The sequence below is a fragment of the uncultured Desulfovibrio sp. genome (genome assembly GCF_902477725.1).
Lineage (GTDB): Bacteria > Desulfobacterota > Desulfovibrionia > Desulfovibrionales > Desulfovibrionaceae > Desulfovibrio.
In genome coordinates, this window is sequence record NZ_CABSIF010000018.1 from 1 (window position 1) to 13,347 (window position 13,347).

The window sequence follows — 13,347 nt, forward strand, 5'->3', positions numbered from 1 at the left end:
CCCGCCGTGCGGGCGCAGAGCATGCACCGCATCTGGGGCGGCGATATCATGTATGAAAAGCGTTTTGTGGCTCCGGTGCTGCGCTTTCTTGGCCATGCCCTTGCCCCGGATGGCGCGGCATGGGTGGCGGAGCCGGGCCGCACAGTGTACGATGCTTTTCTGCACGCGCTGCAAAACGGCGGCTGGCAAGGCAGACGGGTGTATCACGAAACAGTGGATCCCCTTTACGCCCAGCCCGTGCCCGTTACCGTACACGTTTGGGAAATCAGCCGCCGGGCCTGAGTTCGGGGCGTTCTTCAACCACAGCAATCAGCCCTCACGGGCCATACGGGAAATACCATGGGAAACCTGGCACGCTTCGGCGTTTCTTTGGATGAAGATCTGCTGGAACCTTTTGACCAGCTGTGCAAACGCAAAAGCTATCCCAACCGTTCAGAAGCCATACGCGATCTTATCCGCAAGGCGCTGGTGGAAGAACGCTGGAGCAACGACGCTTCCGGCGCGGGTACGCTCACCCTGGTGTATGACCACCACAAAAACGATCTGGCCCGTCGGCTCATGACTATCCAGCACGATGACCACGATCTTATTGTCACCACACTTCATGTGCATCTGGATCATTACAACTGCCTTGAGGTGCTGGTGCTCAAGGGCGAACCCAAGCGTTTGCGCGCCCTGGCCGACAAACTGATCTCCTGCCGCGGCGTCAAGCACGGCACTTTTACCGCTACTACTACAGGACAGGATCTGGCATAATGGAAGACGTACAGAGCCACGCCCCGCAGGTTGCCCTGAATATTGACCGCGTGGGTGTTCGCGAGCTGAAGCTGCCCCTGCTGGTGCGCGACCGCTGCCAGGGGACGCAACAGACCGTGGCTACCGTAGACCTTGGGGTGGACTTGCCTTCATCCTTCAAAGGTACCCACATGAGCCGCTTTGTTGAGGCTCTGGAACAATGGAACGACGAGATCAGCTATCAGTCCGTGCGGCGGCTGCTGGTCAATATCAAGGAACGGCTTGGCGCGCGGCGGGCCTATGCCCGGTTCTGCTTTCCCTATTTTATTGTCAAAAAGGCCCCTGCCTCGGGCAGCCCGGCCACGGTAGCTTATGAATGCCGCCTCACCGGCGAGCTGGACGACAAGGGCCAGTCGTTCGTTCTTGAAACCGATGTTCCGGTCATGACTGTCTGCCCCTGCTCCAAGGCCATTAGCCGCGAGGGCGCACACAGCCAGCGGGCCATGGTGCGTATGCGTTTGCGCATGCGGGCTTTTTCATGGCTTGAGGATTTCATCGATATTGCCGAACAATCCGGCTCTTCCGCCGTCTACACCCTGCTCAAGCGCGAGGATGAAAAATTCGTCACAGAGAGCGCCTTTGCCCGCCCCACCTTTGTGGAAGACGTGGTGCGCAATGTGGCGCAAAAGCTCACGGCCCACGGGCAGGTGGAGTGGTTCAGCGTTGAGGTGGAGAGCATGGAATCCATCCACAACCACAATGCCTTCGCCCGCATTGAACGCGATCTCTCTGTTCGCTGACATGCCGCGCTGGCGGCGACTACGCAGAAGCCTGGCAGCCGTATTTTCTGAGTATGTGATAATACTCTGAAAACCTGCCCCGACCCTTGCTTGCAAAAAACCGCAATCACCCGCCAAACGGGCCAAAAAAAAGTTTTTGTATTCGGGTAATACTTGTGCTAGTTAAGCCGTAAGGTGTGAATGATGAGTAGCAGTAGCCTACAGATCGGCGCATCAGCCTTGAATGCCTTTTCGTGGGGCACGGCTGTTACAGCGCATAATGTAGCCAACGTCAGCACGGCTGGTTTTGAGCCGCGCCGTGCCGTCTACTCCAGCAATGCCAACGATCAGGGCGTCAGCTTTGAAGCCGCGCTGAAAGACGCGGGAGCAAAAGTCGGCCCCAGCTCGGACTGGAATGCCGCCAACGCCGTTCTTGATGTCACTTCCGGTATTCCCCTGGAAGCATCCGCCCCCAGCGGTACGGATCTTGCGCGGGAATTCACTCAGATGATCTCCACCCAGCACGCCTATGAGGCAAACGCGCAGGTAGTGCGCACCAGTGATACCATGCTGGGTACGCTTTTAGACATCAAGGCTTGACCAACTACAGACAAACGGAGTTATTCCCGTTTTTTTTTGCGTGACCCGCCGTTGCCTTGTGCTGCGGCGCAACCCACACGGAGTGCCGATGGGTAGATGCCTGAAACTGTGTGCGCTGACTCTGGCTTGCGCCATGAGCTTTGGCTGCGCAGTAAAAAACAACCAGCGTGATGACTACAGCACACAAGCGGAACAGCGTTTTCGCCGTTCTTATGAAGCTGCTTTTGACAACAATGAGCAGCAGGGCAGCCAGCAGCTTTTGCGCAAGGCACGGTCTGCCATTGGCACCCCATATGTTCCCGGCGGCATGTCACCGGGTGGATTTGACTGCTCGGGATTTGTCTGCTGGGCATACAAAAGCGTTGGCGTGAGCCTGCCGCGCACCGCCCGTGAACAGTCCGTTGTGGGTAAGCGCATCAATAATGTGGAAGATATGCAGGTTGGCGATATTGTCGCCTTCCGCCACCCCCGCCGGGGCTATCACACCGGCATCTATGTGGGTGACGGCAAGTTCATCCACAGCCCCCACCGCCGCACCACCGTGCGCGTCAATTCTCTGGACGACCCCTATTTCAAAGGCACATTCCTCGGCGCCCGGCGCGTCAAAATGGACGGCACCGAAAATCTCGTGGCCGAAGCCCAGACCCGCCTGAACGACTACGTGGAAGAAAAGGCCGTGCGCGATATCTATCGCAGCCACAAGCCCTCCTCCCGCTCCAGCGTTGCCAGCAACGACGACCATAGAACGAGCGGCAAGGATCGCGGCAAGGAAAAAGACAAAGAGCGCTCCAGGGATAAAAATCCTTCCAAATCGCGCGAGCAGTTTGTGGAAGTGGCCAGTCTGGACAAAAAGCACTCCACCCGCAAAATAGAGGTGGAGAAGGCTGATAAGTCGTCCTCCAGGTCTTCAAACAAGGCATCCGTCAAGGAAGACAAGTCGGACAAAAAGAGCAGCGCCTCCTCGTCCAAATCCGGCTCTTCCAGGGCTGAAGCTGAAAAGTCCGAGCGCAAGAGCGAAGCCCGCAAATCTGACGCTCCCAAGGCTGAAACGCGCAAGACCGAAAACCGCAAGCCGGAAGCCGCCAAGAGCGACAGCAAGTCTGGCTCTTCCAAGGCCAGCGCCTCCAAGGGCGAATCGACCAAGCACGAGTCTGCCAAGTCTGAATCCGGCAAGAAGGACAAGGGCGACGGCAAGGTGGCTTCTTCCAAGTCTGACGATGCCAAAAGCAAAAAAACTCCCGCCAAAAACCGGGATTAGAGTTCATAGGACATAATTGATGCTTCCTAATATTTCTCCTGCAGAAGCCCTCAAAATGATGCAGGACCACAAGGCTCGCCTTGTGGACGTGCGTGAAGCGGACGAACTCGCCGCCTTGCGAGTTCCCGGTGCCGAAGCGGCCCCCCTTTCTGTCATTTCATGGATGGATCTGCGCCCCGCCACCGCTGAACTCCCCATCATATTTACCTGCAATTCCGGCAACCGCACCACCAAGAACAGCGACCTGCTGCAAAAGCTTGCGGCTGGCCCCGCATGGCAGATGGAAGGCGGCGTCAGCGCCTGGGCCAAACAGGGGCTGCCGGTAGAAACGTCCAAACAGACACTGCCCATTTTTCGCCAGATTCAGATTGGCGCTGGCGGGCTGGTGCTGGCTGGTGTGCTCGGCTCTCTGGCGTGCCCCTCGATGCTGTGGCTTTCGGCCTTTGTGGGCGCGGGGCTTGTGTTTGCAGGCGTGACAGGCTTTTGCGGTCTGGGCATACTGCTTTCGGCCATGCCCTGGAACAAAAAATAGTTTTATGCACGCCGCGTCTGTTATTCGCGGCAGGCTGGCTCCCAGCCCTACCGGCTATATCCACCTTGGCAACGCCTGGGCCTTTTTGCTTGCATGGCTTGCCGCCCGGGCCAGCTCTGGCGAGGTGGTGCTGCGCATTGAAGATATTGATCCGCAGCGCTCACGCCCCGAATACACCGCAGCCCTCATTGAAGACCTGACCTGGCTTGGCCTGGATTGGGATTATGGCCCGGACAAGCCGGAACCTGCTGGCGGGTGCATGGGGCCGTTTGAGCAAAGCCACCGGGCACAGCACTATGCAGCGGCCATTGCGCAGCTTGGAAGTGCTGGCCTGACCTATCCCTGTTTTTGCACGCGCAAGGAATTGCGCAACATGGCAGGTGCGCCGCATGTTGATGATGCTGGAGCGCCCTACCCTGGCACATGCCGCAGCCTGAATCAGGCGCAGCGGCAAGCCTTGCTGGAGTCAGGCCGCCGCCCCTGCCTGCGTTTGCGCTGCCCGGACGGGCCTGTGAATTTCACCGATATTGTATTTGGGCCGCAATCATTCACGCTGGCAGACTGCGGAGGCGACTTTGCCCTGCGCCGCTCTGACGGCGTTGTGGCCTATCAGCTTGCCGTGGCCGTGGACGATGCGCTCATGGGCATAAATCAGGTGGTGCGCGGGCGCGACATCCTCATTTCAACGCCGAGGCAGATTGCTCTTCTCAAGCTCCTGGGCTATGGTGCTCCCGCTTATGCGCATGTGCCGCTGCTTCTGGATGACGAGGGTGAGCGCCTTGCCAAAAGGCACCAGAGCCTCGCGCTGCGTAACCTGCGGCAAATGGGCGTAGGCCCGCGCAGAATAACCGGATTGCTCGGCGCACTTGCCGGATGCAATCCCGGCGGCAATGCCGCCAGCCCTGCGGAACTGATACCGTATTTTTCGCTTTCGCGCCTTGATGGCGATGATATCCGCCTTGGGCGCGAGCTGCTACGCGCTCTTGTGGCCTGACGGCCATTTGAATACAAACACCGCTCATGTAATGACAGAGGATGTTTATGACCATGCAGAACCTGGATCAGACCTTTTTGGACAAGATTTTTCCCGCTGGCCGTGCAGATGAATTTTTTGACGCGCTCTTTGGCGGCGCAGAAGAAGGCGCTTACGACATCGGCCTTGTTTGCCGCAGTGTTGAGCCGCAAAAGGCCAAGCTGGCCTTTGAACTGCGCCAGCGTCCCGGCAAGTGCCTTGCCTGTAACCTGACCTATGGGCTGCCCCAGGTTTTTCAGCGGCACCCCATCCTGAATGTGGCTGGCGTTGCGCGCGATGTTGCCTCCCACCTTGGCTGGCCTGCGGAATCCACCAAGTGGAAGCTGGGCCACACGGAAGAAGTGAACCGCGAGCTGCACGTTATCCCCCTCGTGGTGGAATGCGCGTAAGCCGATCAGGCCTATCCGCTTGACAACGGCCCTGTTTTTTGGCACTTCATGTCGGTTGCCAGCTTAGCTCAGTTGGTAGAGCAGCTGATTCGTAATCAGCAGGTCAAGAGTTCAAGTCTCTTAGCTGGCTCCACAGAATTTAGCCCTCACGGTGAAAACCGCGAGGGCTTTTTTGTTGGGGTAACACCACGATGTTAAAAGCGGCCCTACATCAAATACGAGGACGCATCCTCTTGCTGGGGGCTTTTCCTGAGCACGACCGGTTCAAAACTGCCCTGCCCAAGCTCTATAATACGGGTTGAGGGGCCAGGATGACTAAGATAACCTCTCTGACATGCTGGCGTTCATCGCAGTGTAACGCGCCCCTTACATTTGCTCCAAGTGCCGTTTAGTTTTGAACAAAATCGTGGACGCACCCAAGTGCCAAATATGACACAAGGGTGCGTTTGATTTATGTCGTAAGGCCGGGATTAATTCCAGTTACTTTTTGAACTCCGGAACTGGATAGCCTTCTGCGATTAGGATGCAGGCGGCGATGGCAAATGATTGTTGCGGCGTGATGCCATTGCCAAGAGCCTTAAGGCGTGGAATCCATGACTTAGCTGTCTCGGTATCTATCCGGCCAAGCTGGTGCGGTCGGCGAGGCTCGGCCCATAAGGCATCGTCCAGCCTGCTGGCACCCCCATCATCCACTCGATGAACGATGGGTCGGCCATACCCCGCAAGCGCGGAGGCCTTGTCCGCCCGGTCAAACCTAATACCCAGCCAACCAAAAAGGCCCGCATATTGCTCGTGGTCTGCCACGATTCGTTCGAGCGGAGCAAGGAGCCTATCGTCTGCGTCAGACCTATAACCGTGGGGGTAGGCAACAATGAATACCCTTTCCCGATGGTGCGGGGCACCAAGGGCCGCTGCGGGGAGCACTTCCCATTCCGCATCATACCCGATCGAGGCCATATCTTTGAGGACGCCCTCAATGCCGAGGGAGAGCAGGCCAGACACGTTTTCTGCGATGATGTAGCGAGGCCGCACTTCTGCGATGATCCTTTTGTATTCATTCCAAAGTCCACTCCGTGATGTTGAGGTTATGCCTACACGTTTTCCCCCTACCGACACATCCTGACAGGGGAACCCGCCGCAGAGTATGTCTACCTGAGGCAATGCCTGTCCTGACAAATTGCGAATATCGGCAAAAATGGGGATGTCTGGCCAGTGTCTGCGCAGGACAGATTGGCAGAAAGCATCTACCTCGCAAAAATACTGATGCTGAAATCCAGCCCAATGAAGGCCCAGATCACATAACCCAGCCCCACTAAACAAACTCCCTACTGTGAGCATCCTGTCTCCGAATGGCCATCATGTGGCTCGGAGCTGGGGCGCGTGGCCCGCAGTACAAAAAACGTCCCGCAGCGCGGGCACTTAAACTCCATCTCCAACGCTTGCCCTCTGGCCAGAAGCCTTCGGCAATGTGGGCAGCGAATGTCATCAAGAATCTGTTGCATTATATATTGAGGGTTGCGCCCTAAGCCGTAAACACCTACCCTGTGCCGTCTCGCAGAGACACAGACAGGCGGAAACTCTGCATGAGGCCGGAATCCTCATGTGGGGCCGTGGTGCGGCACACCCGGCGCCGCGCCGGTGGGGGCGTTAACGCGCCCCCGCCACTGTCAATCGTTACCTCCCTAAAATCGCCTGGGCACAGCGAAGATCCAAGTAATCAGCCCATGCTTGCAGCATCTTGCGCCGTTCCGTCAGCAGGTCGGAACGTTGATATGCCGCCCGCACCTGGTTTTTATCGACGTGTGCCAATTGCCGCTCAATAACTTCACTTGCCCAGCCCTGCTCTGATAATGTCGTTGCGGCCATTGCTCGGAATCCGTGGGCTGTCATGATGTCCGAGCCGTATCCCATACGTCGTAATGCTAGGTTAAGAACATGACCTGTCTCGTTTCGTGTCTTGTCCCAGCGCGACGGAAACAGCCAAGGTGTTTTACCAGTTATCGGTTGCAATTCCCGCAAAACGTCTAGCGCTTGACGCGATAGTGGCACATTGTGCGGCCGTTTCATTTTCATCTTGTTCGCAGGGATACGCCATGTTGCCGTATCCCACTCGATTTCAGTCCACGCGGCGGCAGCCAGTTCACCCGGTCGGACGAATAGCAACGCAGCCAGCTTAAGGGAACATCGGCGCTGGCAGTTGCGGTAACGCTCTATGCTGGCCATAAGCTGACCTATCTGGCGAGGTTCGGTGATAGCCGCGCGGGGTTTGCATTTGTGAGGGGTCAGCGCCCAACCAAGGTCGCGGGCCGGGTCACGACTGACAATCCCGCAAGCGATGCCGTATCGCATGATTTGAGAGATATGACTTTTAACCTTGCGAGCGACCACCAAAGTGCCGCGCTGCTCGATACGTCTCAGTATCGTCAGGATATTAGGCGCGGTGATCTTGCCCAACGGCTTATCCCCAAGCCGAGGCATAACCTCACGTTCTAGCCGCCGCCATGACTCCTCCGCATAATCAACTGCCCCCTGAAGCATGTACCTCTCCCACCAATCGCGTGCCACGGTCCGAAATAAAACCACTTGTGCCATCGTTCCTCCTAGAATTTAGGAGGCTTATCGGCAGATATACCAATCTCCCGGCGTGGGAGGGACGCATATTGATATGATCCGCAACATCCCGGGGTCTATGTCCGTCACAGTTTCGGCGGGCGTCTGGCCAAATAATGTTGCCGGGGCATTCTATCTCGCAAAGCCAGGCGGCCTGGGTGCCGTTGGGTCTGCGTCAACCTCAAATACTGCGTTCTACTTTGACCCGTCGCGCGTTGTCCCTGTGGGCGCAGCAAACAAGCCGAGGGGATGGGGCGCACTTGCTTGCGCCTACCTTGGCACTCCGGCGCTATAATGCAGGCTGCCCCAAATAGCAGCAGGCCAACGCGCCCCAGGCGCGGGGCTTGTTTGCTGCGCCCACGGGAACTTTGCGCGATGGGTCTATGCTTAAATCACCACCATCATACGAGGCTGATCCGTCGCGCGGGAACGGTCGCGCGGATCGGATGTTGCTCATATACAGCGCACCTGTTGCTGTTGTGATGCCTGTTGCCGCGTATATACGGTCTGACAACGCGAGAGAGCTTGCAAAATTGCGGATCATATCAATATGCGTCCCTCCCACGCCGGGAGGTGGCCCGGCAACACATTGTCGGGCCTGAAATCCTCAAATCTCTATGCAATTGTCAAAAAATCCGGTTAGACAGTAACGATGTCAAAAAAACCTGTCAGCGGCTGGCCGAGCCGCTCCGTCATGTCCGGGCAAATGGCCTCAATCTGCTTAACGATCTTTCGGGCGGCGGACCGATCTATATAGTTGTTGCACCCATCAATTTTGATCCAGGGCCGGTTGCGATAACAGCGCGTGGCCAGCACTAAGCCGCCTGTATCCGCAGTCAGTCCACGGCACGGGCCGGGCAGATATGTGCGCGGATGCAGCAACGCCGACAGACCGTGATCGTTGACAGCCTGACCGATGTGGTTGCCCAGGTCTTTGATGGCCGTGAGAATATCAAGGCCCCAGGGCCAGATCTCGCCCTGCGTAAAAAGGCTGTCTTCCGCCATAATCCGTGCGCCACGGTGTGCCCAACCACCAAAAGCCCGCACGTTATAAGTTTGACCAAAATCATGTACCCAGCAGCGGCGCATGATGACCGTTGTACCGTCCTGGGCTTCAGGGCAGCGGCGACCTGCGCCGATGATGACGCAATCCTCCAGCAGCCATTGCGCATAGCTCACATCATTGCCAGGGTGGTCTCCGTTACCGGCCAAAACGGCTTTGATGCCGCCCAGGATGACCACGCCGGATAGCCGGACAACGGCCCCGTCAACACCGCTCAAAACCTCGTCCTGATCGGCCTTGGGGTAACGCCGGAAATCGTACACACGCTGACGCACATCTGTGAGCTGTTGGCTGCTGCCGTACACGGTCAAGCCATCGTCCTTGGGCTTTATTGGCCCGGTGCAGACGCCGCCGGTGATTTGGTTAATAATGCTCATGGCGTCATACTGCGTAACTAACGGCAATGGCCTGCACGGTTTCAGCCGTCTCGGCGGCGTCTACAGCGGCTAGCAGGGCATCACGCTGGGCAGCCAGTGCGTTACGCACATACTCAAGACCCTCGGGGTCGGACACCGCCAACAGACCGGCTTCCACTGCCACATTTGATGGCGTGGGGTCAGACATGGCGATGGCCCCGGCCAAAGCCGTTTCATGCGCTGCGACAATGCTTGCGGCCTTGGCTGCTTGCGCATCAGACAATGACGGCGGTGGTGGCGTATCGCTCCAACCTTTCGGCAGAGGCCCATATTCTTTAATTTCGTACGGCTGGCCGTTGACATATCCGCTCTTGCCTTTGTGATCTTCAACCTGCTCCCATTTTTTCCCCGTCCAGCGCGGGATTTTCCCCTCAACGATTGTGGGGGCCGTACGCGTGGAGTTGTTAGGAAGCAGGCCGTAATCCTCAGTCTCTCCTGCGAAATAGCCGTCTGCCGTATATTGGTAACATTTAGCCATTCTTAAAAACTCCTTTATATCAGGGGATCACCAGTACATTCGCACCAAAGTCGGCGCGCGCGTGTCCAAGCGCCCAACAGTTGTCGCACACTGGATTTCTCTGCTACTGCCTTCTCGAATTCGTCAGCCCGCTGGCGGAGAGCTTCAGCTCGAGGGTGCCCTTCGTTCGCCAAAGCGCGCATCTTGTCAAAAAGAGCAGGCTCATTATGTTTCATTATTTTTCCTTTTTGACCTGCTCTCGGCGTGGGAGGTGTGCACGGGGACCAAGCACGGCGAGTCGTGGGGCGTGCCAAAGCAATTTGGGGATCAAATCTAGAGCCAATCTCCGGGGCATTCCGACGAGAGGCATCAACAGCATTCTCAGCGGGCGGCTCCGGGGTCGGATATTCCGACTTGATCCTTGATACGGCGCTCGTGGGGCCAACGGGTGCCGCCCATGCCCCTCGGCGTTGGGGAGCATTAGCATGCGCGTATTTGGGTCAGCCCGCATAGCTATGCCGCTGGCGTGCCGAGATAGGCACAAGCCAACGCACCCCACGCGCGGGGCTGGTTTTTTGCGGCGGTGGCGTAGACGTTGGCAACATCAAACCAAAGCTTGAAAAAGTCCGGGTTGTCCTGATACCTGACTTGCCACCCAATAAGACCGTTATTTTTAAAAATGCCCGACGGGGAGCCGCCATCGCCCCTGAATGCTCCAGCCGCCGATCCTCTCAAGCTGGCGGGCAATGCGTCCCCGTGCACACCTCCCACGCCGAGAGCGTCATATCCTGAGGCCTCGGCGTACATCCCGCGCAGGTCAGGCATGCGGAGGGTTCCATTTCCCAGATCCTGGACATAAAAAGGCGCGCCGCCGATTCCGTTCCAGCCAACGGTTGTTCCATCTGCCAGTGTAGCCCAGATAGCCTTGGTCATCGACTGCCATTCGGCTTCTGTCTTCAGGAGCAACTGACCCTGAGTTGTTTTTAAGTATTCCCAAATAGGATACTCAGTGATGTTTTTGCCCTGATAAGCTCCGCTAATCAGGCCACCCTGAGCGACGGCAAAGCCAGGCTTCAGAGTGGGGTGGCGAAAATAGTAAAATTCTCCCAAGTCATACTTGTCAGCCTGTACAACATAGATCTTTCCGGTGGTGTCGATCTTGATAGTCACGCCGTCAGGGTGACACAAGCCGTTGAGATCCTCTGTGGCAATGCCGGGCAGCCGGGATTCCAGCAATCCCATAATAACAGACACAAGCGCCGCCTCAACTTTATCCAGGTCGCCATCGTCTTTAACGCCAGCCGCATAGCGACGGGCCAAAAATTGCGCCAAGCCAGCGGACATGTGTGAGACCTGCCGCGCCTGTTTGTTGGCCAGCTCTTGCCGTGCAATGCCGGGCTGATGGCCGATGGTGCGCTGCACGTCAGCGGCGTAGTCCGCCTGCTCGAGCAGATCGCGGCCATCAACGCCTTGAGCGCAAAACGGCAAAATATCGTTGATAACATCGCCAGCTTCAACGGTTACGCCAGTGTCTTTAGTAGTGGGCATAATGTCCTCCGTGTCCCCGGTGTAACCGGGGAAAGCTCATATCAGCCACCCCGATATAGTTCGGGGCTAATTAGTTGGCCGAAGCACGGTGGGCCAACGGCCTGCACCCCATCCGCCCAGGCCGTCTGCCTGGCATCCCCAGGCCATCAGCGGGCCGCCATCCTGCGTAACGGCATACCAGCTCACGCACACACCCTCAGGCTTGAGAGGTATGTAATTGCCCATGAGCAAAGCCTGGGTAACGGCATCTGGTCGCATGCCCGCTATGCCCACAACCATGCTCATGTCCTGGTTGTCCTGAATCATGATGATGCTGCCGGTATCTGCAAACGCGGATTCCCACACATCGTAGGCTCCGGGTATGGAGCCATCCCAGGCGTTGGCGGCAATGCGGGCTTTAACAAGACGCCGAAACACATCATCGGGCAAACTGGTGAGGCCGGTCTCCGGGTCATATGGGCCTTTCCATACCCCCTCCGACCAGCCAACACCCTCAACGCCCCAGGCGAAGTAGACACCGGATAACGGCACCCGCAGCACGCGGGTAATGCCCACCCACAGGCCCACAGCGTCAAGCTGCACGCCAACGGCTGTGTCCACGTCAAAGGCGGCGGGCAATGATGCCAGTAGCGCCTGGGCGTCAACCAGCGGTTGCGTCAGCACCGCCACCAGAGCTGTAAATCGCGGCTGCTGGTGCTGGCTGGTTATAAGGCTGGGGTAGACGTTATCAGACATTACTCAACCCCCGGCAGGCTGATGTCATCAACCACGCAGGTAGCGGCGGCGTTGAAAGCTATGGCAATATTGCCCGCCTGCCACTCAGCTTCGTCATCCGGCGCATCTCCGGTGCAGTACTCAATGCCTAGCACGTCAAACGTCCTCGCCCCGGAAGCATCCGCCGCATTGATAGGCGTGAGCAGGCGGCTGGCAAGCACATTATCGCCAATGGCCAGGGCGCTGATGTAGGCCGCAAGGTTGGCTTTTATGGCTGTGCCGGTGGTGGACAAATACCCAGACAATGGGGAGAGAGTAACGCGCAGGCGCACGCGCACAGCCGTAGGGCGGTAAAACCGAATGACATTGGGCAGGCCCTTGGCATCACGCGTCATAACTTTCACATTGCCCATGGTGTAGCAGCCCGGCGTTTTTTTGAGCGCTATGGCCTCGGCTATAGCAGAGTTGTCGCCTCCCTCCACAACCATGCAGATGCTGTGCGGAGGCAGGCCATTAGCGTCAGCGGTAGAGGTGTCGTTTTCGTAGCCGCGCCATCGGCTGACGCCCTCAAGGTTTGCCACGGCCCCCAGCGTGCCCTCAAACACTGTGCGGCTGGGCAGTGCCGTGGATACCGCCTGGCGGGTGCGCAGTGTTGCGTCTGTCTCAACTGCCGCACCAGGTGTGGCAGCCAAGGGATTGTTGACGCTCTGCCAGCCACGGCATGGCGTGGCAATTTTATTGACCTCGCCAGCTGCGGCGCGCACATCGCCGATATCCTGGGCAGTGGCTGTAACGCTTATCTCGCCAGACGTGGGGATGGTGACGGTTGCGGGCAGATCCCATTTTTGCCCGGCCGTATCCTCCACAATGCCCCCATTGATGATGGTGCCCGCAGTACCCACGCAAACCACAACTACAGTGCTATAGCTGGCTGGCTGCCTACGTATGCCGTTAATGACAACCATACGCGAGAGGCCAGCGCCCTGAGCAGTATGAGGACTAAACGCATTGTAAACGCTGGCGGCCAGGCTGTACGTGTCCTGCTGGGCCAAGGCAAAAATCGCTACCAGCTGGCCCTCCTGACTGTCCGGCTCCAGATACAGATCGTCGCCAAAAATGGCTTTGACCTTGGCTTGCAGCGTGGTCAGCGTGGTGGCGTAGTCCGGCAGGTGCATGCCGTCGCGGTCGATATATGCGCCGTCAGCCATAGCGT

The 13,347-nt window shown here is 57.7% G+C and carries 15 protein-coding genes, 1 tRNA gene and 1 pseudogene; 9 read left to right on the forward strand and 8 right to left on the reverse strand.

Annotation, left to right across the window (positions count from 1 at the left end):
• The 9 genes and pseudogenes from RDK48_RS13635 to RDK48_RS13675 all read left to right on the forward strand — a co-directional run.
• A pseudogene (locus RDK48_RS13635) lies at positions 1–282 on the forward strand (methyltransferase); the annotation flags it as partial.
• A 57-nt stretch (positions 283–339) separates the two neighbouring features.
• Positions 340–756 carry a nickel-responsive transcriptional regulator NikR gene (nikR, locus tag RDK48_RS13640; RefSeq protein ID WP_022657495.1) on the forward strand — a complete coding sequence of 139 codons (417 nt, stop codon included), beginning with the start codon at positions 340–342 and terminating at the stop codon, positions 754–756.
• On the forward strand, positions 756–1,535 hold the full coding sequence (gene folE2, locus RDK48_RS13645; protein WP_298998209.1) for a GTP cyclohydrolase FolE2: 780 nt from the start codon (positions 756–758) through the stop codon (positions 1,533–1,535). Before nikR ends, folE2 begins: the two co-directional genes overlap by 1 nt.
• 183 nt (positions 1,536–1,718) lie before the next feature.
• Positions 1,719–2,114: a flagellar basal body rod C-terminal domain-containing protein gene (locus tag RDK48_RS13650; RefSeq protein WP_298998207.1), complete on the forward strand. Its 396-nt coding sequence runs from the start codon at positions 1,719–1,721 to the stop codon at positions 2,112–2,114.
• Between the two features lie 88 nt (positions 2,115–2,202).
• On the forward strand, positions 2,203–3,372 hold the full coding sequence (locus tag RDK48_RS13655) for an NlpC/P60 family protein (RefSeq protein ID WP_298998205.1): 1,170 nt from the start codon (positions 2,203–2,205) through the stop codon (positions 3,370–3,372).
• 19 nt (positions 3,373–3,391) lie between these two features.
• The gene (locus RDK48_RS13660) at positions 3,392–3,904 is read left to right on the forward strand and encodes a rhodanese family protein (RefSeq protein WP_298998203.1); all 513 of its coding nucleotides are present in this window, start codon (positions 3,392–3,394) and stop codon (positions 3,902–3,904) included.
• A gap of 4 nt (positions 3,905–3,908) precedes the next feature.
• The gene (gene gluQRS, locus RDK48_RS13665; RefSeq protein ID WP_298998200.1) at positions 3,909–4,898 is read left to right on the forward strand and encodes a tRNA glutamyl-Q(34) synthetase GluQRS; all 990 of its coding nucleotides are present in this window, start codon (positions 3,909–3,911) and stop codon (positions 4,896–4,898) included.
• A 47-nt stretch (positions 4,899–4,945) separates the two neighbouring features.
• Positions 4,946–5,326 carry a hypothetical protein gene (locus RDK48_RS13670; protein ID WP_306666374.1) on the forward strand — a complete coding sequence of 127 codons (381 nt, stop codon included), beginning with the start codon at positions 4,946–4,948 and terminating at the stop codon, positions 5,324–5,326.
• 57 nt (positions 5,327–5,383) lie between these two features.
• A tRNA-Thr gene (locus RDK48_RS13675) sits at positions 5,384–5,459 on the forward strand.
• Positions 5,460–5,806: 347 nt separating this feature from the next.
• On the opposite strand, the gene dcm is transcribed toward RDK48_RS13675, so the two are convergent.
• From dcm to RDK48_RS13715, 8 genes are all read right to left on the reverse strand, one after another.
• On the reverse strand, positions 5,807–6,664 hold the full coding sequence (gene dcm, locus RDK48_RS13680) for a DNA (cytosine-5-)-methyltransferase (RefSeq protein ID WP_298998198.1): 858 nt from the start codon (positions 6,662–6,664) through the stop codon (positions 5,807–5,809).
• Positions 6,652–6,828, reverse strand: a complete 177-nt coding sequence (locus RDK48_RS13685) for a Com family DNA-binding transcriptional regulator (protein ID WP_298998196.1) — start codon at positions 6,826–6,828, stop codon at positions 6,652–6,654. Before RDK48_RS13685 ends, dcm begins: the two co-directional genes overlap by 13 nt.
• Positions 6,829–7,000: 172 nt before the next feature.
• Complete coding sequence (locus RDK48_RS13690) at positions 7,001–7,918, reverse strand: tyrosine-type recombinase/integrase (protein ID WP_298998193.1); 918 nt, start codon at positions 7,916–7,918, stop codon at positions 7,001–7,003.
• Between the two features lie 657 nt (positions 7,919–8,575).
• A complete protein-coding gene (locus tag RDK48_RS13695; RefSeq protein WP_298998191.1) occupies positions 8,576–9,376 on the reverse strand; it encodes a hypothetical protein in 801 nt (266 codons plus the stop codon).
• Positions 9,377–9,380: 4 nt separating this feature from the next.
• Positions 9,381–9,893: a phage tail protein gene (locus tag RDK48_RS13700; RefSeq protein ID WP_298998189.1), complete on the reverse strand. Its 513-nt coding sequence runs from the start codon at positions 9,891–9,893 to the stop codon at positions 9,381–9,383.
• Positions 9,894–10,385: 492 nt separating this feature from the next.
• Positions 10,386–11,420, reverse strand: a complete 1,035-nt coding sequence (locus tag RDK48_RS13705; RefSeq protein ID WP_298998185.1) for a hypothetical protein — start codon at positions 11,418–11,420, stop codon at positions 10,386–10,388.
• 66 nt (positions 11,421–11,486) lie between these two features.
• Positions 11,487–12,155, reverse strand: a complete 669-nt coding sequence (locus RDK48_RS13710) for a DUF2612 domain-containing protein (protein WP_298998183.1) — start codon at positions 12,153–12,155, stop codon at positions 11,487–11,489.
• Positions 12,155–13,342: a baseplate J/gp47 family protein gene (locus RDK48_RS13715; RefSeq protein WP_298998181.1), complete on the reverse strand. Its 1,188-nt coding sequence runs from the start codon at positions 13,340–13,342 to the stop codon at positions 12,155–12,157. Before RDK48_RS13715 ends, RDK48_RS13710 begins: the two co-directional genes overlap by 1 nt.
• Positions 13,343–13,347: the final 5 nt, after the last annotated feature.